Origin of the sequence: Flavobacterium sp. (assembly GCF_027484205.1) — a bacterium.
Classification (GTDB): Bacteria; Bacteroidota; Bacteroidia; order Flavobacteriales; family Flavobacteriaceae; genus Flavobacterium.
Genome location: NZ_JAIXUB010000001.1, coordinates 78,239 through 104,156, shown reverse-complemented (window position 1 = coordinate 104,156; position 25,918 = coordinate 78,239). Strand labels below are relative to the sequence as shown.

Here is a 25,918-nt window from a genome sequence, read left to right as displayed (position 1 = left end):
AACTTTATTAATTTAAAATTTTCTTTTTTATGTAAGTTTTCGAAATCTATATAGTTATAAAAATAATTCGTTCGGAAAACTCGTTAAATCTTGGCAACAGAGATTTTGGATTAACTCAAAACGAAAATAGTAACAAATCGCACTACTTAACGAAAACTAAGTAATGAAGTTTTGCACACTATTAGCGATTGTGTCTTTTAATAAGTTTGTATCGAAACATCAGTAGGAATGATTGATTTTTCATGCAATTGACGAATCATTTTAAATGACATTTTTCTTTTCTTTATAAATTCAGTTGTTTATTTTTTTAAGGTTTCCAAAATATCTTTTGTTTGTTGGTCGTTTGGGTCAAGATCTATGGCTTTTTGATAGCTCTTTAATGCATTTTGTTTGTCATTTAGTTTTAAATAATAGTCACCCCAACGACTGTAAACCATTGAAGAATTCGGATGTTGCTCTGTTGCTAAATCTAAAATGGTTTTTACGGCAAATGGGTTTAATGGCTTTTTATTCATCAAGTCATAGGCTAAGTATGTAATTTGTCCTTCATTCATTTTCATTGCTGCAAATGCTTTTTTGGCTTCATCATATTGCTGCATATTTAAATATTCACTTGGCGAAAATTCATTGTCTTTCATTTTTGGCATTGGCTTTTCTTGATAAATATTTTGAAGCCCGATTATTTCTCCATTTTCATTTCTTTTAAAGAAGCCCTTGATGTTGTAATCCGTAAATACAATGCTATCTTTTGAGATTGGGAAGCAGTAAATTTCATTTCCATTGTTTATATTCTCTACTAGATAGTTTTTTTCTTTTCTTAAATAAAGTACTTCGTCTGTAGCCATTCTATATCGTCCAGCCATTTTGTTTAATTCATCTTCAGGCAGATTGATTGGTTGAATTTCATCGGGTAAAAAGTTAGTCCAATTATACACTTTGGCTACGGCTCTTCTAATTTCTTTTCCAATTCCGTTTTGATTGTCACCAGAATTAAGCATTACAATAACTCCATTTCCTCCTTGTACACTCGCTATTCCATAAGCCAAGAAACCTGCATTAACACCAGTAAATTCAAAGTAAACTCCATTTGGGTCTTTGTTGTCTGTACGTTGAATTAGAAATGGTCCAATTGCCATTTGTTCTTTATAGCCACCATCAGAAACATTTACTTGCGATGTTAGCATTTTTTTTGTCATTTCTTCACTCAAAACTTTGCCTTTTCCATTGAATGAGTTTTGAACATCTATGAAAAATTTAGCCAAGTCAGTTGGAGTTGAGTAAAGACCTGCTGCTGCTTGTTGTGGATAGACATAAGGCATTCCTTTAAACCATGAGGCTTGCGAATAAGCCCAAGAACATTGTTTAGAAAATTTTTCTGGAACTGGTTGTTCAAATGTTGAGTTGGTCATTCCAATTTTGTCAAATAGTACTTGTTGTGTTAAATTACCAAAACTCTTTTTGCTAACGTCCATCAAAACCATTTGCGCAATCATACTACCTCCACCAGAATATCGAAATTCTTTGTTGGGTTCACTATTTACAACTACAGCTCTTGTTTGTGAAATTTTCGCACCATTCAACACATCTACAATCGTTGGTAGTGGTTCTGTTGGTGTAAAACCAAAATAGGAAGTTTGAGAAGTACCTGCCGAATGGCTTAACAACATTCTTAGAGTAACAGGCGTTTTTTTGGTATAGTCATTCTCGGTAATTTTCCAAGAAGTGAGATAATCATTAATTGGGCTATCCAAGCCAATTTTTCCCTCTTCAACTAATTTAAGAGCTGTAACTGCCATTAAAAATTTACTGATTGAACCTGCTGAAAACATCGTTTCGGTTGTAACCTTTGTTTTTTGAATTGTGTCTGCTAATCCATATCCTTTAGCCCAGTCAATTTTGTAATCTTTTATTACAGCAATACTTAATCCTGGAACTTTGTAATACTTCATTCTGTCAATAATATTCCAACCATTAAAACCTTTTACAGGCACATAGGGAATTAAGTTGTTTTCTACTTGATTAATTCTGTCTTTCAATTGTTTATTTTGGCCAAAAGTTTGTCCAAAAATAAAAAGGGATATTATTAAGATGCTTATTTTCATAGATATATTTTTTGAAACATCACAGAACGTTTTTTGGCTTGACGTCTGTTGTGTTTTAAGACTTGTTTTAACAAATATACCGAAAAATTGAGAGAGAAAGCGTGATTAAAAAAAATTATCACCAAACTTTCTAAATAAAGCTTAAGCGAAGCAATAGCATAAAACTTGTGTTATCTGTATTTTTTAATCTTTAAAGTCTTTAAGAAACTTTAGAAAATTAATTCCAAATTCTGTTATACTCATAATGTAAAATGGCTCTGTTCCAATTCTGCCAATACCAATGTCAATTAATAAACCTTGAGAATATAATCTTTGGATATAGAAAAAATATTTATTCTCATCCAAATTGTAAAAAGCAGGCGAACGAAATTCTTTTAATTTATTATGTTTTTCCTCTATCATACGAATTTCTGTCTCAATTGCTCTAATTGTCTCATTGTTATGCGAGGATGAGGATATATCCATAATATTTGATTCACGTTTTTTGTTTTCTAAAGCTTTATTGAGTTCTTCCCTTAATTCATCACGACGGGCAATTTCTTTAATATAAGATTTGTCAAAGTGGCGATGATGGTTTAGAATTAAAATTTCGTTATCTGATAAATTGTTAATTAAATCAAGATAAATGTCAACAGTATCTGATTCGGTTGGATTTATTAATTCGTTAATCAAAATGTCTTTAAATCTTCTCAATTTTGATTCTGATTTTGTGCTAACTACTCTTTTTATAACAGCTTCAAATAAGTCATTAAAATGTTCTGTTTTTATATTGTTTAAATTTATATCAGAATTTTTTGTGAAGCTTTCAGCAAGAATTTCAATAAATTTATTTAATCTGTTTTGTTTTAACCTTCCATTATAATCAAACACTAATTCTGTTAATGCAGTGCCAGCATAAGGAATAGTACTAAATAGAGATTTAGCTACACTTGTTAAAATTTCCTTTGATTCTTCACTTTTCATAAAATAGCAGAAAACGTTCGTCGGCTACAAGAAGTGGAGATAAGCCAAGACCAAGCCCTCACAAATATACCGAAAATTTAATTAAAAATCTTTCTCAATTCAAATCAATCCCGAGCAACGCCATTTTTTGCAACCGCTGTTAGCAGTCGTTCTTATTAGAAATATTTGTAATTTTCAGTTTCTTCGCCGTCATTTTTCAATTTCAGGTCTTTAAAAACTTCAATAATTCTGTCTCCTTTTTCTGTGCAAAGTTCTGGAAAATTAATATTTTTTGATTGTCTACTTCCACCACATTCAGCACAGAACTCATAAAAGTCAACAATTTTATTCTGTTTATAAAATAAGATTAGATGTCTTGGATTGTAACAATCAGCCACTATACATTCTTTTTCTGTCGAAAGTAAAACTTCTGCTATTTTTTGTGAAAAGTATTTGTCTAAGACAATATTATCAATAACCTTTATGTTTGGTATTTGAATGGTGTCTTTTTCTATTTTTAATTCATATTTTGGTCTGAAAACATCTCTGTGTTTGTTATAAGAGATAAGTCTGATTTTATCATATTTTTTTAAAAATTCAGAAGTTTTATCTTCTGTTTTATTACAAGAAAGGAAAAATATAGAGAATGAAATTAAAAGTAATATTTGTTCTTTCATAATGAATTCTTGATTTTCAGATTTTCTCGCAGAATGACTGCTAATGTTCCGCCGCTTCTCGTTAGTTGCGAACTTCGGAACTGATTATTTTATGTTAAAGATAAAATTTCTTGCGATAAGTAAACTTGAATTTACTACAAAATTAACAATCTTGCCAAACAGCTGTTATACGCAGTTTTTTATTTTACTTTTTTCCCTTGTTTGTATACTCCACTTTCTATTACTTTTCCTTCTTCATTCCATTTTTTGTAGTTTCCATTAAATATTTTCTCTTCACCAGCAAATTCTATATTTCCAAGTTCAGTATAAAATATTTCATAGCTTTCTTTTATTCTTTTAAAATCTTCATCATAAAAATTTACTATCTTAAAGATTATTCCATTTTTATAGTATAGTTTAGTATTGTTAAATGAAACAATACCATTAAATTTTATTTTCTCTTTGGTTTTATTGTTATTTATATAGCTAATAATAACAGTTTTATGCTCAATATTTAATGTGTCAGTAAATTTATCTTTAGGTAAAAATTTAGATTTATGTGTTGTTGTTTTTTGTATTTCAGCATCAATTCCATTTTCTAATAATCGAACAAGTTCATTTTTTTGATTATATACTTCAGAAAGAGTTTCAAAACCATTTATAATCTTTGATTTAATTATTAAATTTGTTTCATCATCTTTAAATATAAGATTTCCAGTAAATGGTTTTAAGTTGTCTTTATGAAAATAAGCTGTTTTCTGTTCAACAATACTTGGAAAATTGTTTTCTGCGTTTTGTGAATATGTTATTGCACTTATTAATAAATAAAATGTAATTATTAGATTTCTCATTTTTTTAGTTTTCTGCGATAAAATTGTGTCTAATGTTCCGCCGCTTAACGCAGTTGAGAACCTCGGAACGAATTTCCGTTAAAGATAAAAATTCTTGTGAAACGTAAATGTGAACTTACCACAAAATTCGCAATTGCTACAAACACTTGTTAGCCGTTATTTTTTTTTAGTGCTGTTTTAAATTTCTATTTAGTTTTTACTTTTAAAGTAATAATTGGCTTAAATAATACTTTTTCACAAGCGTAACAATTTTCAATTCTGTATTGTTCAAATTCACCAAACTTTGTTTTGTAAAATTCAAATCCATTTTTCTCAATTTCGAATTCTGCATAACAGTAGCCAATTGGTAAATCTAATGGAGTATGAAACCAATCGATTCTTGATTTTTCATAAAACTTGAAGTTTCCACTATCATCTGTTTTTACACTTTCTGTTCTTAAATCTCTTGATTCATTAGATCCAATTTCCTCATTTGTATAATATTCTTTTTCAATTCTGTAAACTATTGCATTGATAACAGGCTTATTGTTTTCGTCAACTACTTTTCCTTCAATATTTGCCTCATAAATTACTTTCTGTGGATGAATAAAAATTCCAATTATTAAAGTTAGAAGTATTGTCAAGAAAATTTTGGTCGATTTTTTCATTTTTCGTGTCGTTTAGGTAAAATAATGGCTAACGTTCCAGCGCTTGGTGAGGTTGCGAACTTCGGAACTAATTGTTTTCTGTTAAAGATAAAATTTCTTGCGAAACGTAAACGTGAATTTACTACAAAATTCGCAATTACGAGAAACGGCTGTTAGTTGCCGTTTTTTTTAAATAGCGATTTGAATACTTCTTCTTTTTTCTTAACAAATAAATCTTCTATACTGGCAATTTTTTTGTTTTTAAATGTGATTCTTTTTCTTTTTTCTTTTCTGTCATATGTGTATCCATAAAACTTTCCATCAGAAGTTTTTTCCAAGTAGTCGAACTGATATTTTTGATGAAAATAATAATTTCCTTTTGTGCTTTTTGAAATGTAAAGTAATACAGTTTTATATTCCGAAAACCTGGGATTTCCGTAATGATCATAAGCAACAAAATCAATAGTGTCGTTTTCTAATTTATTGAAGACGTTTTTCAGGACTGAATATTTACATCGAAATCCTAAATCCATTATGTGCGACTTTCTAACTTGATTTTCACCAGTCACTTTGTCAACAATAGTTTCTCCTTTTTCTTCTGCGTTTGGATCAAATTCTGTTACAGATATTTTCTTGCCTACAAAAGTATAAAGATTTATGTTTTTATCTTCACTATAGTAATCATTAAGCTGCTTTGGAGTTGAACATCCAAATAAGACAATTAGAGTTAAAATAAAGATATAGTTTCTCATAAAATCGAGTGTTATGAAAATGGCAGCTAACGTTCCCAGGCTTTATGTCTGTTGCTGATTTTTGTCAAAGACCAAAGCAAATATACCGAAAACTTTGAAAGAAAAAACGTTTTAAAAAAAGAAAAAAGATAAGAGACCAAACCTTTAAAAAAGCCCAAGCGCAGCAATAGCATAAAACCTGTGTTGGCAAATCGGTTTTATTTTCCACTGAATTAAGTGAAAATGTTTAATTTTACAAATATGAAAACAAAAAACGAATTATTTAGTATTCAATTAAGTGAAGCAAAAGATTTGCTTATTCACATCAATGACTCTATACGAGAAACAAGAAATAGACTTTTTTATTTATTAACTTTAATATTAGCCGTTTTCGGATATTCTGTTTCTGACATTATAGAAGGTAAGTTTTATACGTTAAAAAGCTACATACTTTATTCAATAGTATTATTCGGAGGCATCATCGTATTCCATACAAGAAAAGCCATTACTCCTTTAGATTTAAGGTTTAATGGAATTGCGCCAGACAACTTCGATAAAATAACTTCAGAAACAGAAGAAAAGTCAAGAATTAATATTCTATTTACTTACCAAAAATCAATTGAGATAAACGGTAAACATTTGACTATAATTTCCACTTCTTATAATAAAGCTTTTAAAACTTTGCTATTTTGGTTAGTCTTTGTTTGTTGTATTTCGGCTTGGTGTTTCATCATTCAAAGTTATAAATGTTGAACCTCCATCAGTTGGTTTTTCTGATTGATTTGTAGGTTTTTCTGGTTTTTCTTTATCACTCATAATTAATATATTTTTTATTTTTAGTAGTTTTTATAAACTGTTTGCCAAACTGCATGTTGGTGGCTGGGCTTTTATGTAAATCTTTCGTATGCTTGCCAATATTTGTCTTTAAATATTTCAAAATCTATTTCAAAATTGTTGTGATATTTTCTTTGAATTTCATCAAAAACTTTTGACGGTTTTCTAAAATCATTGCAAGAAAAATAAATGTCACGTTCACTGTTAGCAGTCTGTCTTCCGATATACAAATAGCCATCTTTATCAATTAGGTTTTGTAAAATTTCTTCTTCAATTTCATTAAGTAATTTATAATCATTGTCATTTGGCATTCCATTTGTATCTTTTCCATCAAACTTCATTGTTAAGATACAAATCCAAGGATGTGATGCTTTTCTATCCCAATTTAACAATGTTGTATTAATTACAGCTAATAATTTATTTCCACTTTCCAATTCGGCTTCCATTATTGAATATTCATCATCTTCTGTATTATATCGAACACCTTCATATTTTTCAATAAATTCTTTTCTACGCCAATTTAGAAAATCTTTTAATTTAGATATAGGAATTAGCTCTTTTTGACTTTCTTGTTTTCCTATTATTGATAAATTATCAATGTTATTAATAAAATCAATTTCCCCCAAATAATTATCTAGAAAAATATAAGTACCATTACCAACTTGTTCTTTGTTTATATCATTCAATTCATTGTGAATTACAGAAATATCAATTTCATCTGGATATTCTTTAAAATCGTTTGAGTAAAAGAAAATATTTTCACTATTAAAAATATAGTTTCCCATTTTAATTTCTATATTTTCAATATCCATTGGTTCTTTGTGAGCAGTTATTTTCCATCCTTCAATTTTTGGTGCAGCATTTACAAGTTCCTCTACAAAGTTAATATTCTTAACGTTGCCATCTGCTGTCAAAACGAGTTCAGCGGTTTCGTCATTAAACATTCCAGACACAAAAAAATATCCTTCTCTTAAATCCGCCAATTTGGGAGAAATTTTATCAAAAAAGTTTTTATGTATATTATTGTTGTTTTTTACAACATTGAAAAAAGTCTTTTCATTTTGTAGAAACCAATTCCAAAAGTCATTATTTGAATTTATTTTGGTGTTTTCTTTGCCAAATATATTTTTTAAAAAGTTCATTTTTTTCTTTATTTATTGATTTTTTTGTCTGTTGATGTAGTCTTGCCACCAACGTAATGCCGCTTTGCGACAGTTGCTGCTTTTATCACAGCCGATAACAAATATACCGAAAACTTTTGGAAATAAAACGTGATGAAAAAGAAAAAAGATAAGAGACCAAGCGTCCAAAAAAGCCCAAGCGCAGCAATAGCATAAAACCTGTGTTAGCGATAGTGTTTTATCCCAACGACTGTTCTCCTGTTAGCCAATTCTTATGTAAAATGAACTTGTCCCAATTTAATTCTGCATTTATACAAACTATTGTCCATTGTAAGTACAAAGAATAGTTTGTTATACTTAATGTAAAAATATGTTTGTTGTCATTGAATTGATATTTATTTTCCATTACAAGCCATTCATCTAATTCAAAATTATCAGGTTTCTCAATATCTACAAAACCAATTTCATCATACTTTTTAAATGATTGATTGTAAATATTATCTAAATTAAGTTTAGCCTTATCAAATATAATTGCTTCTATAGTTTTATCTTCGGAATAATTTTCTAAAAATCCCCAATCTAAATTTATAAAAATTTTATCATTTTCTATTTTGATTTCAGATAGATGAGAATCATGAAGTCCAAGTCTTTTATAATCGGTTTTGATTTGATATTTCATGTTTCGTATTTTATTCACGTGCGTTTTTTAAAATTACCGCTAACGTTTCGCGGCTTCATGAAGTGGCGATAAACCAAGACCAAGCCTTCACAAATGTAACCAAAACTTTTAATTAAAGACCTTTCCAATTTCTGATAAATCCCATGCCTCGTCATTGGTGCAAATGGCTGTTAGTAGAAGCCGTTTTTTTTAGTAATTCTGTTTTTGTTTTGCAATTATTTTGCAATTAGTTTTAACTTTTAAAAACCGATTATTCAATTTTATTTTTTTCTACATTTATTTTTTTCTGAACCTTGTAAAACATAATAAAAAAACCAATTATGAGTAAAATTAAAACATCCAAATGATTTGAGAAATTAGCTTTGTCTTTTTTTGTAAAATTAACCAAATTTTCATTCTGAGATTTATCATTTACAATTCTGATAGTTTTTTCAGTATTCAAATCTTCTATTCTATTGTAAGATTCAATTAATGTGTTTCTTGTTAAGATTACAAAAATCAAGAAAAATATAATTGTTAAAAATTTTTCAATTTGTAAAATTGTTATTTTTTTTAATTTAAACATCTTTTCATATTTAGTTACGTGATTTTTGGAGACGCTTTCTGCTAACGTTTCGGCGCTTGGAGAGATTGTGAGCTTCGGAACTGATTTTTTTCTGTTAAAGATAAAAATTCTTGCGAAACGTAAACGTGAATTTACTACAAAATTCGCAATTGAGAGAAACCGCTGTTAGCTGCCGTTTTTTAGTGCCAATCATTTCTGCAAAACCTACACTGTTTGGCTTTTGGAGTTCTGGCTATTTTTCCACATCCAGGACAAAAATTCAATTCCAATTCGTTTTCGTGCTCATTAAAAATTCTAGTCGCTGTAGTTTTAATAAATTCTGAGTAACCATTCTCCAATAATTTTAAAGCTTCTGGATTTTCTGTTGAAAATCTGGTTTTTGCATCATCAAGTTTCTGACTTTGAAAAGCAAATTTATCAAACTTCACAGCTCCAATATGATGGTCGATTGCTTCTTTCTCTATTTCAGAGTAATATTTCCAACAATGTTGGAAAATATAGTCTATTAATTCAGGATAAAGTTCTTTCATAACGATGTAAAAAATGTTTGTAAACTGCTGTTAGCCGTTCGTTTTTTTTCTTTTATGAGTTTTTCTTTTCGATTTTTTCTTTTCGATTTTTTGTTTGATTTAATTATATGGTTCATCAGCAAATTTTAAGTCAAATTTTAAGTTTTTAATATTAAATTTTGTTTTCATTTTTTCAAATTCGGTTTCGTTTAAAGGTCCGAAAACACCTTTTGAGTAATCTTTTTCATTTTTTTTAATATCTATTAAGTAATAATTAGTTTTCGAATTAAAATTTTGGTGTTGTTTTGCTATTATGAAATTTTCATTATGACCGACTGCAAAAACATAACATCCAACAATTTCTTGATAATTACTTTCAGAATTTTCGATTTTTTTCGTAATTGCTCGATTAGATTCTAGGTCGTTCCAGCCAATTTCATATTGTCCAATAATTTTTTGATGTTCACTTTCATCAAGCCAAGCACAGCTATTCATTAAAATTGAAAAATATATTAAACTAATTATTTTTTTCATTCTGTTTAGATTTTTTTGCGTTCTGTCAAACTGACGGCTAAAGTTTCGCGGCTTCAAGAAGTGGTGACGAACCAAGCCCAAGCCTTTACAAGTATTAACAAAACTTTAAATTAAAAACCTTTCCAATGACAAATAAATCCCAAGCCTTGCCATTGATGAAAACCAATGTTAGCAGCAGTTTTTACTTCCAAAAAAAGTCTTTTGCTTTTTGACTTTCTGGATCAAACCATTCTTTAGCAGACTCTTTGTAGACAGCTTTACCATCCTTATTCATTCTTATTAATAACATATCTCCAACGGGTGCTCCATGCAGATAACGAAGCCTTCCAGAAGAATCAAACTTTATTTTTCCATCAATCAACAGTGCTTCGTATTTCGGGAAATTTTTAATGTTATCTTTTGTAAATCTAATTTGAGTTAAAGTACCTTCTTCATTAGATTTTTTCCCAAATATATTTTTCAAAAATGACATACATCGTAAATTTAAAATTGATGCTAACGTTTCGCCGCTACAAGAAGTTGCGTACTTCACTCACTGACAATTACAAATATAGACAAAACTCTGATTCAACAATTTCCAATTCTGATAAATCCCATGCATAGCAATTTCTTGTAACTGCTGTTAGCAGATGTAGTTTTTACCATTTTCGTTTTTCAATAACTTCTTTGCATAGTAAATCTAATTCTTCAAGTTTTTCCATTTCTGTTGGATTTTCAGCTATTCTTTTTATTAATTCAATGCTTTTTTCATCTCCAATTAAATCCTTAAAAATATTTATTACATTCCATTTCCAAATGTCATCGTTAGTATTTAGTATTGGATATATTTCGTTTTCTATTTCACTAAAATTATCGACTAAATATTCAGCAACTATTACTGAAATTGGCCAATTCATATCTTGAATCCATTCCAATAATTTTGGTATAATTGATTTTAATTTCGAAATATTGTGTTTTTTTAGATTTTGAGCAGTTTTATAATCACCTTTATCTTTAGGAATTAATTCTAATATGTTTTGATGTTCTTTTTTCATGCTATATCTGCTAACGTTTCGCAGCTACAAGAAGTTGCGTACTTCATTCACTGTCAATTACAGATATAACCAAAACTTTGATTCTGCATAACGAATTCTGACAAAAATCAAGCCTAGCAATTTCTTGTAACTGCAGTTAGCCGTTCGGTTTTATTTTTCTTCAAGTGATTTTTCCAAAATTTTATATTGTACATTCAATTTGTTATAATTCCCTTGATACATTGATAAAGAATCTCTTGCTGAATTTAGTTCTACTTCAGTTGTTTTTAAATCTTATGCGTTAGAGTTATTTAATACTGCAAATATTAAAGAAGTTAAGCTTAAGAATACAATTAAAATTATATTTAATTTTTTCATTTCATTTTTCATTTAATTTCTATAATCAAACTGCTTTATTTTATTAATAATTTCTTCTATATCTGAATTTCTTAAGTTTACAATGTTCAACTTTTTTAAACTTTCAATTATAAAAATTATATTTCCTTCAAGAGTCAATTTTGAATTAGTTTGTAAATCAATAATAATGTCAATAGTTTCAATATTAGTTTTTTCAAAAAGTTCATGTTTTAGATTGTTATAAACCCAAACTGTTTTTTCTTCGTAATCCATTTCAGTTATTACCTTGGTATAGTCTTCTCCACCAGAGAAATTTATATGTAATGCCGTTAATGAATTTTTTAACTCTTGAATTTTTTTCCAAGGAAATCCAAATCCCCACCATCCAAATAAAATTGTTATTATTGAATATTTTATTCCCGGTAAAATTGAACTTTTACCACTTTTGATTTCATAAACTTTTGAATTACTATAAATTGAAATAAAGAAAATATTTATACTGGTTTTATATATTCTATATCTTATATTTTCATTCATTTTTCTGTTTTTTTCATTATTCATTTTCTAACATTATTTTTACTATTCCTGTTCTACTTTTCTTAAAAACTCTTTTTTCCACTTTCTCATCAATCTCCCAAACTCCGTTTTTGTAAGTCAGAGCAATATATTTGAATATTCTATTGTAAGGCTGTCTAATTGCTTTAATCTCTTGAAACTCGTAATCACTTCTCAATATCAATTTATCGAATTCTCTTGGGTTGTAATTAAAAGCAAAACAATCATTCACGTTAATTTTATCTTTAATAGATTCACTTGTAATTCCATTAATTTCACTTACTATTTGTTCAGGTATTTCATGATAACGAATTCCGTTTTTCTCGTCTTCTTCAATTTCTTTATATGGATAATCTTCAGTGTCTTTCCATTCTATTAAAGTCCAAACAATTCTTTTTTTAAAATATTTGTGGTCTTCATTAAGCATCTTTGAATGAGGAATGTGAAAAGAAATTATTTCTTTTTCAAGTATATCTGCTTCAACGAAATTTATATCTATTATTTCAAACATTATTACTTTTTATAAAGTTTCCTTAATTTGTCCATCTTTAACATGTCTAATATCCCACGAAAAAGGGCTGTAATGGTCAATTTTCCATTGACCATTCCTAAAAATGAATGAAATATATGCTGAAGCAATTTCGTTGGTCTGAATGAATAAATTATCACCCTCATCAGGAGTGTAATCAAAATCAAAACAATTTTCTGAATTTAAATTTAAAGCAATCCATTCAGCATCTAATCCATTTCCAATATCGTTTACAGGAAGCATATACCTTCCAATTTCGTAATTATTATTTTTAGATTTCAATTTGAATAATCTCCAAATAAAAATTATGGGGACATTTTCATTCTTTTTATTGGGAATTTTAACAAGTTCGCCTTCTAACATTTTATAGAACTCTTGTTCACGAAATTTTATAGTTTCGTTTTCACAACTACATAATTTAATGCCTTTGGTAAAATCACACATTGTTTATTTTTTTCTACGGTTTTGTTCGGTTAAAATGACGCACAACGTTCTGCCGCTTCTCGTCAGTTGCGAACTTCGGAACGAATTATTTTCTGTTAAAGATAAAAATTCTTGCGAAACGTAAACGTGAACTTACCACAAAATTCGCAATTTCGAGAAACGTCTATTAGGCGCTGCTAGTTGTTCCAAGGTTTAAAATTTAACTTTTCGCGCATACATTCTATTTCTCTACCATACATATCACTATAAGTTATGGATAGAGTATAATCATTCAAATGAATACGTATTAAATCTAAAAATTGCATGTTTTGTTGACTATCCTCTAAAAAATAAACTTTCAATAAACAATGCGATTTGTCTTTCGCAATTGCACCACTTTCAGAGTTGACTTCAAAAGAATCAATTTTTGGTTGAATTTCTGGACCTATATTTTCATAATCAGCGATGTCATTAATTAAATAGTAAAAGTTCCTGTATGTTTTTTCAGGATCTTTGAAAATTCTGAAATCGGTTAATATCATTGGCCCAAGTCCAACATTATGAACCGTAATTTCGACACTTCCAGAAGTGTTTTCAGTTATTAAATTTGCATATGGTCTTGCTAATTCTTGTAATGTCCAGTGATTTCTATCATCCTCAATTTGTACTAATTTAAAACTTAGGTAAGCAAACATGAGTAAATTTAACAAGGTTAATATTGGTGTCAAAATTCCATTAAAATAGTTTGAAAAGTTAGACCAATCTTCGTTATTTTCTGAAAGTCTTAAACTACCAAATTGGTATAAATAAAAACCAATCGTAATCAGAATGAATAATATGCTTAATGATAATAATGTTCTTATTAGCTTTTTTCCTTCCATAAGTATTAGTTGTAATAGTTGAGCCTAACGTTTTGCGGCTACAAGAAGTTGCGTACTTCATTCACTGCCAATTACAAATGTAAATAAAACTTTGATTCAACAATTACCATTTCTGAAAAATCCCGAGCCACACCATTTTTTTAAACCGTTTTTAGTGACAGTTGTTTACATGTCAAATATCTTTTTATTAGTAATTTTTATCTTCTTTTTTCCATTGTTATGAGTTACAGTAAAATAGATAACTTTGTTATCGTCCATATACTTTTTCAATGAAATATAATCGTAGTATAAATATCTATCATCATAGGGATTTATTTGAGTTTTCTTGTCAAATTTGCTCATTTCTTGATTTACATCAACAAAAACTTTATTTTCAAAATCCATTTCTGAACGCAACACATTTTTTGTGATTTCTTCAGGAACACCAGAAATATCAACTATTTTCCCTTTAATGTCATGAAATTTTGCGCCTTTAATTTTTAGTGGATTTTGCGACAAATTTATTATGTTAATTGATGCTAGTCTATACATATAATTCTTCTGTTTGACATGCATATAACCTAAAGAAAATTCAACTTTCAGTTTGTCTTTTTGTTTTATAAATGTATAAGTAGATAAAATTGTAGCATAAATACTTAAAATTCCCGAAACTATTTTATCCCAGTTTTCTATTATAAATTCTTTCATTTGTTAAATTAAGTTATTGAATTCGTTCCGTTTTTTTTACAATTGTCACTAACTTATATAGTCGCTACGTTATAGCGGTAATACACCCAAATAAGGTAATATTTGCGCTACATAACAGCGTGTAGTATTCAAATATACGAAAAAAATGTTGCAAATTTTTAAATCCATTTATTTCTTTATTATGTTGTATTTGTAGTAATGAAACTATTGTTTTTTTAAATTTAAGTTAAAAAATACCGACGAAATGCACATTTATTTGTAAATTGCAAAACTTTTAATGGTACTTTCTGGTGCTGTGAATTATATACAACTCATGAAATTTTTCAAACTCTTTATACTGTTCTTTCTGTTTTTTTCTGTTCCAACTTTTGCTCAAAAAGTTATTAAACATAAGGTGAAATCAGGCGAATCGATTTACTCTATTGCTAAAAAATACGACGTTACTCAATCGGAAATATATGGTTTGAATCCTAAGTTGAAAGGAGCCGTTTTAGGTTTGAATGCTGAGGTTAAAATTCCAAACAAGAAATTCAAGGAACAAGAAAAGCCTACAAAGAAAGAGGTTGCTGATAAAAAAGCAAATGCTGATAAAAATGATAATCTGAAAAATACTGAAGTTTCAGCACAGATTCAAGGTAATTCGAAAGCAACTCATGCTGTAAAAGCAAAAGAAACTTTATACAGCATTTCAAAAAAATATGGTGTAACAATGGAAACGCTCTGTGAGTTAAATCCAGAATTGAAAACAAGTAATTTAAAAACCGGAATGAAGTTGCAATTGCCTAATATGGAGGAAGCAACGGTTCCTGAAAAAGTACTTAAAGAGGAAAATAAGGTTGTAGAAACGATTAATGTAGCTTCTGCCGAACCTATGGTTTCTAATGTAGATATAGTTCATAAAGTATTGCCAAAAGAAACTTTGTATGGAATTTCAAGACAAACGGGTGTTTCTATTGAAGAGATTACTCGATTGAATCCAAGTGTGGCAAATGGTTTGAAAATTGACCAATTTTTAATTATAAAAAAGGGTACAGGCGAAACAATTGAAAATAAAGCGGAAGTAGTGGAAGTTCAAAAAGAAGTTGAATTAGCCAAACCACTTTCAGCAGAAAATCTATCAAAAGCCGAATTGTTAATTGCAAAAGCGTCAGAACATATTGGTACAAGATACAGACGTGGCGGAACTTCACCTGGTGGTTTTGATTGTTCAGGTTTTATGCTTTTTACTTTTAAAAATCTGGATATGTCGTTGCCAAGAACATCGCACGAAATGGGAAATTATGGACAACGTGTAGAAAGATCACAAGCACAAAAAGGTGATTTAATATTTTTTGCTACTTTCGGAAAAGGACGCATTAGCCACGTAGGAATGGTGACTGAAGTGCTTGATGATGAAATTAAGTTTATTCATTCTTCAACAAGTCAAGGTGTAATGATTTCGTCAACAAAAGAAGATTATTATGCTAGAAGTTTCGTAAAAATCAATAGAGTTTTGAAGGATTAATTTAAACCACTTCTACAAGCTCAGTGTGACAATATGTAATAAATTGTGTCTGTTGAAAAAAAACAACTTTTATTTTTTAAAATCAAACTTCAAATAATAAAAAAAAATGTCAGCATGAGCTTGTCGAAGACCTTTTAATTACGTTATTTCATGTTGAATTTAAACCCAATTCCGTGAAGGTTTTCAATAGTAATTCCTTCTTCATTGGTTAAAATTTTTCGCAATCTTGAGATGAACACATCTAAACTTCTTCCCATAAAATAATCGTCATTTCCCCAAAGTGATTTTAGAATTTCTTCTCTTTTTAGAACTTTGTTTTTGTTGTCTAAAAACAGTTTTAAAAGTTCGGCTTCACGTTGTGTTAAACTTACTTTTTCAGTATCTGTAAAAACCAAGTAGTTTTTGTGGTCAAATTGGTATTTTCCAACAGTGTAAATTGGGTTTTCTGTTGGTGTGATTTTCTTCTGCGAACGTTTTAAAAAGATTTCAATTTTAAGTAATAACTCTTCAATACTAAAGGGTTTTACTAGATAATCGTCAGCTCCAAGACGCAAACCTTTGATTCGATCTTCTTTTAAGGTTTTAGCCGATAGAAAGATAATAGGAATATCTGCGTTGTGTTGTCTTACTTTTTCGGCAAGATCAAAACCATCCATTTTAGGCATCATAATATCAAAAATACACAAATCAAATTCATTTTTCTTGAACGTTTCAAAACATATTTCTCCATCAGTACAATGTGTTACATCGTAGTAATTTTCTAAATTGTCTTTAGTAAGAAACGCAAGGGTTTCATCGTCTTCGGCGTAAAGAATTTTAAATTTAGTCATTTTGTACTACCTTTTTTAAGCATCTCATGAATGCTGTATTGTTTACTTATTACTTTGGAATTTCTATAGTAATGGTGATTCCTTTTTCCTTGTTGTTAGTTGCAAAAATCTTCCAATTATGTTGGGTGCAAATCTTTTTTACATAATATAATCCAAGTCCAAATCCATTGGTTTCATTACTTTTTATTCCTGGAATTCTATAAAATTTATCAAATATAAAGTTAATATTTTTGTTTGAAACTCCAATTCCATTATCACTAAAATCTAATTTTAATTTTTTATTTTCTTCTGTAATCGTGATGTTGATTTTTGGATTTCCATCGCAATATTTAATAGAATTGTCTAAAAGATTGTAGATGATATTGGTAAAATGAAACGCATCAGCATCAATAGAAAAATCTTTGTCAGCGTTGATATTTACTTCTAAACTTTCGTGTTTCAATCGCATGTTTTCAATAACATCTTTTATTATAGGAAGAATAAAAATTTCTTTTTTATCCATTTGCATTGGAGCACTATCTGATTTTGCGATGTTCAGAATTTGTTCAATATGACTGTTTAATTTCTTACTTTGATTGATGATAATTTCAGTATATTTTTCAAGTTTGTCATCTTTTTTAATCACTTCTTGCTTGTTTAAAAAACTTGAAGCGAGTAGGATAGAGGATAGTGGCGTTTTGAATTCATGTGTCATGTTGTTAATAAAATCACGTTGCAACTCAGAATATTTTTTTTGCTGAATGATGGTGTAAATCGAATAAACATACACTAAAAGAATGATAATCAATGCAAATGATAGAATGAACCAAAAGCGTAACGAACTCAATAAATAACTTGTTTCATTGGGAAAACGAATGGCAAAATAATAGACTAAATTTTCATGTTTAGGGAAATCAATATTGTTTTTTGAGGTTTTATTGTCTAAAATATCGACGTATTTTCCATAGACCATTTCGTCACTTTGGCAATTGTACATTGCAAATTCAAAATCGGTATTGATGTTTGATTTTGCGAATTCTTCTTTCAAATAAAATTCTAGAATATCGGGTTGAAAATCGTTTTCTACATTAATTACATAATAATCGGTAGCCATTTTATTTACAGGATTGTGAGAAGGCAATTCACTTGTTGTTCCTTGATATAATTTTTTAACTACTTCAAGCAAAGCAATATGAACCTTTTGAGAAAATTTCTTTTCCTCAAGATTAAAAGCTTCTTTTGTCCAAAGCAATTGCGCAATCAATATTCCTATGGTTGCTACAAGTCCTAATACGATTATTATGTTGAGGTTTTTAGTTTTCAATTTTATATATTCTATGTTCTATGTTCTTCCATCTTCCATCTTCCATCTTTGTTACACTGAGCTAGCTTGCACTGAGTTTATCAAAGTGAAGTGCCATCTTTCAGAACGTAATATTACTAAAAAATAACCACATTTTATGTGCTTAACAAGTCGTTAACAAACATTTGAAATCGCTTAACAACGGCATAGATTGTATTGTACTACTTTTGAATTGTTGAAAAACAGTAAATCAGATTAACATTTAAAAAAACATAAAAATATGAAAGCAATTAAAATTTCTTTATTAGCAATGACTTTAGGATTAATGTCATTTTCAGTGGTTCCAACACACAAAAATCCAATTGAAAAAGTAACGCCACCATCAGCAGTGATTTGGAAAGCAGAAGCGATTGAAGTTGGTCAAATTCCACAAGGAACACCAAGAACAATTGAGTTTGAATTTAAAAATACAAGTGATAAATCGGTTATAATTACTAATGTAAAACCTGCATGTGGATGTACTACTTCAGATTATTCTAAAGAGCCAATTGCTCCAGGAAAATCAGGATTCGTAAAAGCAATTTACAATGCAGCAGCTTTAGGCTCATTTACAAAAACAGTTACAGTTACAACAAACGTTGAAGAAACTCCAAAAGTGTTGACTTTTAAAGGTACTGTAGTAGCAAAATCATAATTAATAAAGGTTGGTTAAAAACGAAAAACTCCTAAATGTAATGTTTAGGAGTTTTTTTATGTTATTATTTTGAAGCACTTCGACCTTGGTTTGTATTGAGCTTTGTCGAAATACTCAGTGTGACAAAAATATTAAACCGGTTCAGCATATAAATCATATTCTGTTGCGTCGGTAATTTTTGCCATAACAAAATCGCCTGTTTTTACATAGAATTTTGAAGCGTCAATTAGTACTTCATTATCTACATCTGGACTATCAAATTCAGTTCTACCCACAAAATATTGACCTTCTTTTCTGTCAATAATACATTTAAAAGTTTGGCCAATTTTCTCTTGATTCAAATCCCATGAGATTTGCGATTGTAAATCCATAATTTCTTGTGCACGAGCTTTTTTCACTTCCTCAGGAACATCATCAACTAATGCAAAAGCCGTAGTATTTTCTTCGTGAGAATAGGTAAAACATCCTAAACGTTCAAACTTCATTTCTTGAACCCAATCTCTCATAATTTCAAAATCTTCTTGTGTTTCACCAGGATAACCCACAATTAAAGTCGTTCTAATGGTCATTCCAGGAACAGCTTCACGAAAATCTTTCAGTAATTTAGTAGTTTTTTCTTTCGTTGTACCACGTTTCATAGATTTCAAAATGTTATCTGAAATATGTTGCAACGGAATATCAATATAATTGCAAATTTTCGGTTCGCGTTTCATCAATTCTAAAACATCCATTGGAAAACCCGTTGGGAAAGCATAATGCAATCTAATCCATTCAATTCCTTCAACCTTTACAAGATTTTCAAGTAATTCGGCAAGATTACGTTTTTTGTACAAATCCAATCCGTAGTAAGTTAAATCTTGTGCAATAAGAATCAATTCTTTAACACCATTTTTTGCCAATCCTTCTGCTTCACGAACTAATTTTTCAATAGATTGCGAAACGTGTTTTCCACGCATAATTGGAATAGCACAAAAACTACATGGTCGGTCACAACCTTCGGCAATTTTTAAATAGGCATAATTTTTTGGAGTTGTAGTAATTCGTTCTCCAAGCAATTCATGTTTATAATCGGCACCAAGAGCTTTCAAAAGTAGAGGTAATTCTGTTGTGCCAAAATATTGATCAACATTTGGAATTTCCTTTTCTAAATCGGGACGATATCTTTCAGATAAACATCCGGTTACGAAAACTTTATCGACAATTCCGCGTTCTTTTTTATCAGCATATTCTAAAATTGTATTTACTGATTCGGCTTTTGCATTATCAATAAATCCGCAAGTATTAATTACAACAATATTTCCTTCTTGTTCGTGTACAACATCTTTGCCACTGGCTTTCAATTGTCCCATCAAAACCTCACTATCGTAAGTGTTTTTAGAACATCCAAGCGTAATTACATTGATTTTATTTTTCTTTAACGATTTGGTTCTCATACCTTTTTTTAATTGTCTGTTCCATAGTTTCGGAATCGGGTGCAAAATTACGATAATTAATTTAAGGAGCGAAACTTTAGGGCTTTTTTGGCAAACCATATTCCTGCTTTCGCTTTTATCTCTTGCTTCACTTTCGTTACGCAAGAGGATATCAGCTCAATCAGGGCTAAAATAAAATTGTTTTTCACAAAAAAAACCATCCGAAAAACGAATGGTTTAAAGTAATAATCAAAAAATTTATAATTCAAATAACACAGTTACATTGATATTATTGTTTTTTGCTTTAACATTTGCAGCATCAGTCAAACCTTGAGAGAAAAAACGTTGTTGATAATCACGTTGTGAAAAAGCATACGCTAAATCTATTTTAAACTCACCAAAGTTGTACCCAATTCCTGTTGAATATCCAGTTAAATCGCCAATAGTTTTTCCGTTTTTGTATGGACTTTCTTCAAAGCGATAACCACCACGCAAACTGAATTTTTCTATTTTATATTCAGCTCCAATTCTAAATTCATTAGTAGCTGTTAACACATTTGACATTAAGTTATTTGTAGCTGTAAAGTCAGTTTTTGGTTGGAATTTAGTGTTACTGTAATCTTTCAAAGTATAATCAAAACTGATTAAACCTCTTTTCCCAAAAACATAAGCTAAACTTCCGGTCCATTTTCCTGGAGTTTGAAGACGATAAGCATCATAAACCATTGTTAATTGTGGGTCAACAATTTGAGCCGGTAATTCGCCATCTACATTTCCTCTAACTGAACTAATGTTTTGAGTTAACTCGTCATTCAATCGGTACCAAGTAGGCGATTGATACGCTAAACCAAGTCTAAACTCTTTAGTAGCTTTGTATATTGTACCTACTTGAAATGAAAATCCGTTTCCATAAGTATACAACTCATTATTAAAACGAACTCTGTTGATTACATCTGTTGTTGTGGTGTTATTATAATCATTTTCTTCATAAAAAGTTGATGATTGTCTATAATCTGTAAAATGAGAGTTTAAGTTTATACCAATCATTAATTTATCTTTATAAACTGTTGAAGCGTTGAAAGATAATTTTCCGTTGTAACCTCTTGATTCAATTAAACTTTCTTGAAAATAATTTGCTACAGGAACGTTTGAAGTATAAGCAGTATTATTTGGGTTAGTATCATCAGTAGAATTAATCATATAAGATTGATAACCTAAATAAGCTTGTTGTTCGTTAAAGAACATATTGCCAAAATAGTAATCTGTACCATCAGCAATACTTAAAGGAACACCATTAGCGTAGCTCAAAAAATAATTTGCTAATGAATTTGTAGGGTTTATTCCAGCAGAATAAATAGTGTTATCTAAATTTTTTGTGTTTTCATAGTTCAAAGCTAAAGCAAATTTTTTCCAATCGCTTTTATGGTCTTCATTTTCAAAAATATAAACTCCACCAGCTTGACTTAAATCAAATTTAGAGTCATTTTCAGAAGAATTTGTTCCAAAATAGTTTGAATTATTTTTAGTACTGAAAACCCCTAAAGTTGCACCAACTTGGTTGTTAGCAAATACCGATGAACCAGCAGGATTAACACTTATGGAAGAAAAGTCACCACCAAGTGCACCAAATGCACCACTCATAGCACTGAATCTTGCAGTTCCTGTTTGGTTGTCTTGAGCATAACGCATAGCGTCGTTAATATCTTGTGCTTGTATAGTCGTCATGGCAAAAGAAGCCATGAAGAGTCCAAATATCTTTTTCATATTTTTAAATTTTATTTTTTAGCAGTAAAATATGAAATCGCTATTTTAATCATTGTAAACTAGTTAATAATGGCAATTTCATATAATTTTTTTAGAACAAATAATTAACGTCTTCCGCCACCAGATGATCTTCCGCCGCCACCAGATGAACCACCGTAACTTCCACCGCCATAACTTCCGCCAGATGACGAAGAATTGTAACTTCTAGTAGGAGTTGAAGAGTTGTTTCTTGTTGGTGCTGAAGATGGTGCAACATTTCTTATAGGTGTACTTTGAGAATTGTTTCTTACACCACCATTGTTAGTGTTTGTTCTTACAGGAGTTGTTGTAGATTCGTTTCTTGTAGTGTTATTTCTAATTGGTCTAACAGTGCTATTTTCGTTAGTTGTTCTGATAGAATTATTTCTAATAGGTCTAATAGTGTTTGAAGTATTTCTTATGCCACTGTATGTTGTAGAACTATTTCTTGTTCTATTTATTGATTGTCTGTTTGAATAATTGTTGTAACCTTCATAGCTGTAGTTTGAATTTCTTCTTCCTCCACCATAAGCGTAGTTGTTTCCATAATAATTTCCGTAGTATCCGTTCCAACCCCAACCATAATTCCAGTTATTCCAACCCCAAGATGGACCATACCATGAATTCCAGCCCCAATTATTTCCATACCAGCCATTCCAACCCCAATTGTTCCAACCCCAATTATTCCAACCCCAATTATTTCCGTACCAACCATTCCAACCCCAACCATAATTCCAGTTATTCCAACCCCAACTATTGTCGTAAACATTGATTGTAACATTATCTGAAGCATTTGAACCCCATGAAGAATAACTTGTTCCGTTATTTGCATAAGTTCTATTTGCTATACTATCATTAGATTGAGAAGAATAGTTTTCTACATCTGTAAAAACTTCTTGATTTTCTTGATTTAAGGAACTAAAATATTCTTTATACTTATTGTTCTCAGTTTTATCATTTTCAACTTTGGCTGTAGGTGTAGGATTTTCTCCATAAATACCATCGTTATCATAATAAGATTTGTTATTGTAAGAACCACAGGAAGTTACAATAAGTGCAACCAATCCAAATAAAGAAAATTTGGATGCATTTTTCAAAGTAAAATAATTTGTTTTCATATCTATAGCATTTTTATTGTTGGTCAATACAAAAATAGTTAGTTTTGCCGAACTATTTAGTTAAAATTATCAAAACAATTTTTATGCCAAACTATTCATTATGAGCAAGAACTTAACAAAAAGAGCAGAAGACTATTCAAAATGGTATAACGAACTTGTGGTAAAAGCTGATTTAGCTGAAAACTCAGGTGTTAGAGGTTGTATGGTTATCAAACCCTATGGTTATGCAATTTGGGAAAAAATGCAAGCAGAATTAGACAGAATGTTTAAGGAAACAGGTCATAGTAATGCTTATTTTCCCCTTTTTGTGCCCAAAAGTATGTTTGAAGCAGAAGAAAAAAACGCAGAAGGTTTTGCTAAGGAATGTGCTATTGTAACGCATTATCGATTGAAAAATGATGAAACTCGTCCAGGTAAATTAATGGTTGATCCTAATGCTAAACTTGAGGAAGAGTTAATTGTTCGTCCTACCAGTGAAGCCATTATTTGGTCAACATATAAAGGTTGGGTTCAATCATACAGAGATTTACCACTTTTAATTAATCAATGGGCAAATGTTGTTCGATGGGAAATGAGAACACGTTTGTTTTTAAGAACAGCTGAGTTTTTATGGCAAGAAGGACATACTGCACATGCTACAAAAGCAGAAGCCATTACAGAATCAGAAAAAATGATGAATGTTTATGCTGATTTTGCAGAAAATTTTATGGCAATTCCTGTAATTAAAGGATTAAAAACGGAAACAGAACGTTTTGCAGGAGCAGAAGAAACTTACTGTATTGAGGCATTAATGCAAGATGGAAAAGCACTACAAGCAGGAACTTCGCATTTTTTAGGACAAAATTTTGCAAAAGCTTTTGATGTAAAATTTGCTAATCAAGAAGGTAAACAAGAATATGTTTGGGGAACTTCTTGGGGAGTTTCTACACGATTAATGGGTGCTTTGGTGATGACGCATTCTGATGACAATGGATTAGTTTTACCACCAAATTTAGCTCCAATACAAGTAGTAATTGTTCCAATTTTTAAAACAGATGAAGAATTAGAAAAGATTACATCAGTAGTAAATGATTTGGTTGCTCAATTTAAAAAAATAAGAGTTTCAGTAAAATTTGATGATAGAACAACACAAAAACCAGGATTCAAGTTTGCAGAATGGGAATTAAAAGGTGTACCAGTTCGAATCGCTGTTGGACCAAAAGATTTGGAAAACGGAACTTTTGAAGTAGCAAGAAGAGATGCATTGAGTAAAGAAGTAGTTGCTAAGGAAGGAATTGTGTCGTATATTAATGATTTATTAGAAACAATTCAAAAGGAATTATTCCAAAAAGCTATTGATTACAGAACAGAGCATATTACTGAGGTTGAGTCTTTTGAAGAGTTTAAAGAAGTTTTAGAAAATAAAGGCGGCTTTATTTCAGCACATTGGGATGGAACTCCTGAAACAGAAGAAAAAATAAAAGATTTAACTAAAGCAACTATTAGATGTATTCCGTTAGATAGAGAAGAAGTTGAAGGAAAATGTGTTTTTTCTGGAGCGAAATCATCTGGTAGAGTGCTATTTGCAAAAGCATATTAAAAAAAAATAAAAAAAGTGCATACTACTATTGCGTGAATTAAAAATAGTTGTATTTTTGCACTCGCATTACAAAATAATGTAATGGCCCGTTCGTCTATCGGTTAGGACGCCAGGTTTTCATCCTGGTAAGAGGGGTTCGATTCCCCTACGGGCTACAAGTTCAGTTTTTATTGAAAATAAATAACGGTGTATAAATAATGGCCCGTTCGTCTATCGGTTAGGACGCCAGGTTTTCATCCTGGTAAGAGGGGTTCGATTCCCCTACGGGCTACAAATTAGTTGTAAATTAGTTTTATAGAACAAGAGTTTAGTGTCTCAGATTTTTGTTTTATTAGTTAAAACCAAAGTGATTTTTAATTGTGGGAGGTTTTTCTTTTTTAACTAAGTTTATTAATAATTACAATTAAATTAAGAAAAAATGGCAAATCATAAGTCAGCTTTAAAAAGAATTAGAAGCAACGAAAAGAAAAGAGTGTTAAACAGATATCAGCACAAAACTACTCGTAATGCAATTAAAGCATTAAGATTAAGTACTGATAAATCTGACGCAGCTTCAAAATTAGCAGGTGTTATTTCAATGATTGATAAATTAGCTAAGAAAAATATCATTCACGATAATAAAGCATCAAACTTAAAATCAAAATTAACTAAGCATGTTGCAAAATTGTAATTTGATTTAGTTTATCAATAAAAAAAGCTTCCAATTTTTGGAAGCTTTTTTTATTTAATTTCAATTGATTTTAATATTTCAAGAGTAATTGGTTTTGATAAAAAGTTTATAACCATTGGGTACGACTTTGATTTTTCTATATCTTTTGGATCTATTGTTGAAGATAAAACTATAACTTTAGTATTTTTAAAAACTTTCGAGTATTTATCTGTAGAGAATATATCTAAAAATTCCCAGCCATTCATAACTGGCATATTTAAATCTAAAAAAATTAATTCAGGAAATTGCGTGTCATCATTTTTTTCTTCGATAATGTTTTCTAAGTAAAGTAATGCCTTTTCTCCGTTGGGTGCAGTGTCAATTTCATTTGAAAACTCAGCTTTAGATATGACTTTTTTGCATAACATAAGTGTTATGGGGTCGTCATCTACACATAAAATTTTACTCAACAT

The 25,918-nt window shown here is 29.8% G+C and carries 29 protein-coding genes and 2 tRNA genes; 7 read left to right on the top strand and 24 right to left on the bottom strand.

The window, feature by feature from the left end; translation table 11 throughout:
- Positions 1 to 299 precede the first annotated feature (299 nt).
- From Q0049_RS00390 to Q0049_RS00365, 6 genes are all read right to left on the bottom strand, one after another.
- Positions 300 to 2,102, bottom strand: coding sequence for a serine hydrolase (locus Q0049_RS00390; RefSeq protein WP_298115136.1), 1,803 nt, complete (start codon positions 2,100 to 2,102; stop codon positions 300 to 302).
- 183 nt (positions 2,103 to 2,285) lie between these two features.
- Positions 2,286 to 3,065 carry a hypothetical protein gene (locus Q0049_RS00385; RefSeq protein ID WP_298115134.1) on the bottom strand — a complete coding sequence of 260 codons (780 nt, stop codon included), beginning with the start codon at positions 3,063 to 3,065 and terminating at the stop codon, positions 2,286 to 2,288.
- Positions 3,066 to 3,220: 155 nt separating this feature from the next.
- The gene (locus Q0049_RS00380) at positions 3,221 to 3,721 is read right to left on the bottom strand and encodes a hypothetical protein (RefSeq protein WP_298115131.1); all 501 of its coding nucleotides are present in this window, start codon (positions 3,719 to 3,721) and stop codon (positions 3,221 to 3,223) included.
- 179 nt (positions 3,722 to 3,900) lie between these two features.
- Positions 3,901 to 4,551, bottom strand: a complete 651-nt coding sequence (locus Q0049_RS00375; RefSeq protein ID WP_298115128.1) for a hypothetical protein — start codon at positions 4,549 to 4,551, stop codon at positions 3,901 to 3,903.
- 185 nt (positions 4,552 to 4,736) lie between these two features.
- Positions 4,737 to 5,198: a hypothetical protein gene (locus Q0049_RS00370; RefSeq protein ID WP_298115126.1), complete on the bottom strand. Its 462-nt coding sequence runs from the start codon at positions 5,196 to 5,198 to the stop codon at positions 4,737 to 4,739.
- Positions 5,199 to 5,350: 152 nt separating this feature from the next.
- On the bottom strand, positions 5,351 to 5,929 hold the full coding sequence (locus Q0049_RS00365; protein WP_298115124.1) for a hypothetical protein: 579 nt from the start codon (positions 5,927 to 5,929) through the stop codon (positions 5,351 to 5,353).
- Positions 5,930 to 6,169: 240 nt separating this feature from the next.
- On the opposite strand from Q0049_RS00365, the gene Q0049_RS00360 reads away from it, so the two are divergent.
- A complete protein-coding gene (locus tag Q0049_RS00360; protein WP_298115122.1) occupies positions 6,170 to 6,661 on the top strand; it encodes a hypothetical protein in 492 nt (163 codons plus the stop codon).
- Positions 6,662 to 6,795: 134 nt separating this feature from the next.
- Here the strand turns inward: Q0049_RS00360 and Q0049_RS00355 are convergent, their stop codons facing one another.
- The 12 genes from Q0049_RS00355 to Q0049_RS00300 all read right to left on the bottom strand — a co-directional run bounded on the left by Q0049_RS00355 (position 6,796) and on the right by Q0049_RS00300 (position 14,595).
- The gene (locus Q0049_RS00355) at positions 6,796 to 7,884 is read right to left on the bottom strand and encodes a DUF695 domain-containing protein (RefSeq protein ID WP_298115121.1); all 1,089 of its coding nucleotides are present in this window, start codon (positions 7,882 to 7,884) and stop codon (positions 6,796 to 6,798) included.
- Positions 7,885 to 8,101: 217 nt separating this feature from the next.
- The gene (locus tag Q0049_RS00350) at positions 8,102 to 8,542 is read right to left on the bottom strand and encodes a hypothetical protein (RefSeq protein WP_298115119.1); all 441 of its coding nucleotides are present in this window, start codon (positions 8,540 to 8,542) and stop codon (positions 8,102 to 8,104) included.
- Between the two features lie 250 nt (positions 8,543 to 8,792).
- The gene (locus Q0049_RS00345) at positions 8,793 to 9,107 is read right to left on the bottom strand and encodes a hypothetical protein (protein ID WP_298115117.1); all 315 of its coding nucleotides are present in this window, start codon (positions 9,105 to 9,107) and stop codon (positions 8,793 to 8,795) included.
- 179 nt (positions 9,108 to 9,286) lie between these two features.
- Complete coding sequence (locus tag Q0049_RS00340; protein WP_298115115.1) at positions 9,287 to 9,637, bottom strand: hypothetical protein; 351 nt, start codon at positions 9,635 to 9,637, stop codon at positions 9,287 to 9,289.
- 99 nt (positions 9,638 to 9,736) lie between these two features.
- Positions 9,737 to 10,150, bottom strand: a complete 414-nt coding sequence (locus tag Q0049_RS00335) for a DUF3997 domain-containing protein (RefSeq protein ID WP_298115113.1) — start codon at positions 10,148 to 10,150, stop codon at positions 9,737 to 9,739.
- 181 nt (positions 10,151 to 10,331) lie between these two features.
- A complete protein-coding gene (locus tag Q0049_RS00330; protein ID WP_298115112.1) occupies positions 10,332 to 10,622 on the bottom strand; it encodes a hypothetical protein in 291 nt (96 codons plus the stop codon).
- Between the two features lie 166 nt (positions 10,623 to 10,788).
- Entirely contained in the window at positions 10,789 to 11,184 is a 396-nt protein-coding gene (locus Q0049_RS00325) for a DUF5071 domain-containing protein (protein WP_298115111.1), read from the bottom strand.
- A gap of 369 nt (positions 11,185 to 11,553) precedes the next feature.
- On the bottom strand, positions 11,554 to 12,057 hold the full coding sequence (locus tag Q0049_RS00320) for a hypothetical protein (protein WP_298115109.1): 504 nt from the start codon (positions 12,055 to 12,057) through the stop codon (positions 11,554 to 11,556).
- 16 nt (positions 12,058 to 12,073) lie between these two features.
- Positions 12,074 to 12,586, bottom strand: a complete 513-nt coding sequence (locus Q0049_RS00315) for a hypothetical protein (RefSeq protein WP_298115108.1) — start codon at positions 12,584 to 12,586, stop codon at positions 12,074 to 12,076.
- Positions 12,587 to 12,595: 9 nt separating this feature from the next.
- A complete protein-coding gene (locus Q0049_RS00310; RefSeq protein WP_298115105.1) occupies positions 12,596 to 13,048 on the bottom strand; it encodes a hypothetical protein in 453 nt (150 codons plus the stop codon).
- Positions 13,049 to 13,224: 176 nt separating this feature from the next.
- Positions 13,225 to 13,908 (bottom strand): hypothetical protein, encoded by a 684-nt coding sequence (locus tag Q0049_RS00305; protein ID WP_298115103.1) that lies wholly within the window; start codon positions 13,906 to 13,908, stop codon positions 13,225 to 13,227.
- A gap of 165 nt (positions 13,909 to 14,073) precedes the next feature.
- On the bottom strand, positions 14,074 to 14,595 hold the full coding sequence (locus tag Q0049_RS00300; protein WP_298115101.1) for a hypothetical protein: 522 nt from the start codon (positions 14,593 to 14,595) through the stop codon (positions 14,074 to 14,076).
- Positions 14,596 to 14,908: 313 nt separating this feature from the next.
- On the opposite strand from Q0049_RS00300, the gene Q0049_RS00295 reads away from it, so the two are divergent.
- Positions 14,909 to 16,099, top strand: coding sequence for a peptidoglycan endopeptidase (locus Q0049_RS00295; protein ID WP_298115100.1), 1,191 nt, complete (start codon positions 14,909 to 14,911; stop codon positions 16,097 to 16,099).
- A 143-nt stretch (positions 16,100 to 16,242) separates the two neighbouring features.
- On the opposite strand, the gene Q0049_RS00290 is transcribed toward Q0049_RS00295, so the two are convergent.
- Positions 16,243 to 16,929 carry a response regulator transcription factor gene (locus Q0049_RS00290; RefSeq protein ID WP_298115098.1) on the bottom strand — a complete coding sequence of 229 codons (687 nt, stop codon included), beginning with the start codon at positions 16,927 to 16,929 and terminating at the stop codon, positions 16,243 to 16,245.
- Positions 16,930 to 16,978: 49 nt separating this feature from the next.
- Positions 16,979 to 18,232, bottom strand: a complete 1,254-nt coding sequence (locus tag Q0049_RS00285) for a HAMP domain-containing sensor histidine kinase (protein ID WP_298115096.1) — start codon at positions 18,230 to 18,232, stop codon at positions 16,979 to 16,981.
- Positions 18,233 to 18,491: 259 nt separating this feature from the next.
- Between Q0049_RS00285 and Q0049_RS00280 the strand changes: the two genes are divergently transcribed.
- Positions 18,492 to 18,905 carry a DUF1573 domain-containing protein gene (locus Q0049_RS00280; protein ID WP_298115094.1) on the top strand — a complete coding sequence of 138 codons (414 nt, stop codon included), beginning with the start codon at positions 18,492 to 18,494 and terminating at the stop codon, positions 18,903 to 18,905.
- 131 nt (positions 18,906 to 19,036) lie between these two features.
- Here the strand turns inward: Q0049_RS00280 and rimO are convergent, their stop codons facing one another.
- From rimO to Q0049_RS00265, 3 genes are all read right to left on the bottom strand, one after another.
- Entirely contained in the window at positions 19,037 to 20,338 is a 1,302-nt protein-coding gene (gene rimO, locus Q0049_RS00275) for a 30S ribosomal protein S12 methylthiotransferase RimO (protein WP_298115091.1), read from the bottom strand.
- A gap of 237 nt (positions 20,339 to 20,575) precedes the next feature.
- Positions 20,576 to 22,081: an OmpP1/FadL family transporter gene (locus Q0049_RS00270; protein WP_298115089.1), complete on the bottom strand. Its 1,506-nt coding sequence runs from the start codon at positions 22,079 to 22,081 to the stop codon at positions 20,576 to 20,578.
- 104 nt (positions 22,082 to 22,185) lie between these two features.
- Positions 22,186 to 23,217: a hypothetical protein gene (locus Q0049_RS00265; protein ID WP_298115086.1), complete on the bottom strand. Its 1,032-nt coding sequence runs from the start codon at positions 23,215 to 23,217 to the stop codon at positions 22,186 to 22,188.
- 100 nt (positions 23,218 to 23,317) lie between these two features.
- Between Q0049_RS00265 and proS the strand changes: the two genes are divergently transcribed.
- From proS to rpsT, 4 genes are all read left to right on the top strand, one after another.
- Complete coding sequence (gene proS, locus Q0049_RS00260) at positions 23,318 to 24,796, top strand: proline--tRNA ligase (RefSeq protein WP_298115084.1); 1,479 nt, start codon at positions 23,318 to 23,320, stop codon at positions 24,794 to 24,796.
- 83 nt (positions 24,797 to 24,879) lie between these two features.
- Positions 24,880 to 24,951, top strand: a tRNA-Glu gene (locus Q0049_RS00255).
- A 44-nt stretch (positions 24,952 to 24,995) separates the two neighbouring features.
- Positions 24,996 to 25,067 (top strand) — tRNA-Glu (locus tag Q0049_RS00250).
- A gap of 147 nt (positions 25,068 to 25,214) precedes the next feature.
- The gene (gene rpsT / locus Q0049_RS00245; RefSeq protein ID WP_298115081.1) at positions 25,215 to 25,466 is read left to right on the top strand and encodes a 30S ribosomal protein S20; all 252 of its coding nucleotides are present in this window, start codon (positions 25,215 to 25,217) and stop codon (positions 25,464 to 25,466) included.
- A 50-nt stretch (positions 25,467 to 25,516) separates the two neighbouring features.
- On the opposite strand, the gene Q0049_RS00240 is transcribed toward rpsT, so the two are convergent.
- A complete protein-coding gene (locus tag Q0049_RS00240; protein ID WP_298115079.1) occupies positions 25,517 to 25,918 on the bottom strand; it encodes a response regulator in 402 nt (133 codons plus the stop codon).